Source organism: Spectribacter hydrogenoxidans (assembly GCF_031846275.1).
Lineage (GTDB): Bacteria > Pseudomonadota > Gammaproteobacteria > Nevskiales > Salinisphaeraceae > Spectribacter > Spectribacter hydrogenoxidans.
In genome coordinates, this window is sequence record NZ_JAVRIB010000050.1 from 1 (window position 1) to 702 (window position 702).

1 protein-coding gene is annotated in these 702 nt (G+C 63.5%); it reads left to right on the top strand.

The genetic code is table 11. The features are described from left to right. A partial coding sequence (locus RM532_RS15825; RefSeq protein ID WP_311654303.1) for an alkane 1-monooxygenase occupies nucleotides 1-702 on the top strand: 702 nt, incomplete at both ends.

Genomic DNA, 702 nt, shown 5'->3' on the forward strand with positions numbered 1-702 from the left:
GACCGCTATTACCGGGCGATCGTCTACGGCTACATCCCCACCCAGTACCTGACCACCATTCTGGGGGCGTGGCTGCTGGCTACCCAGCCCATGGCCTGGTGGGAAATCCTGGGCCTGATCTTCACGGTCGGCATTGTCAACGGGGTGGGCATCAATACCGCCCACGAGCTGGGCCACAAGAAGGCCTCGCTGGAGCGCTGGCTGGCCAAGCTGACGCTGGCGCCGGTGGCATACGGCCATTTCTTCGTCGAGCACAACAAGGGCCATCATCGCCATGTGGCCACGCCGGAGGACCCCGCCAGCTCCCGCATGGGTGAAACCTTCTGGGAGTTCCTGCCGCGGACCATGATCGGCAGCGTCCGCTCGGCCTGGGGCATCGAGAAGGAGCGCCTCGGCCGCCAGGGCAAGAGCGTCTGGAGCATGGAAAACGACAATCTCCAGGGCTGGGCCATGACTGCAGTCCTGTTCGGCAGCCTGGCCATCTGGCTGGGCTGGGCGGTGCTGCCCTTCCTGCTGATCCAGGCGTTCGTGGGCGCCTCGCTGTTGGAAGTGGTCAACTACATCGAGCACTACGGCCTGCTGCGGCAGAAGGACGAGAAGACCGGCCGCTACGAGCGCTGCAATCCCTCGCACTCCTGGAACAGCAACAACGTGGTCACCAATCTGTTTCTGTATCAGTTGCAGCGGCATGCCGATCATCAC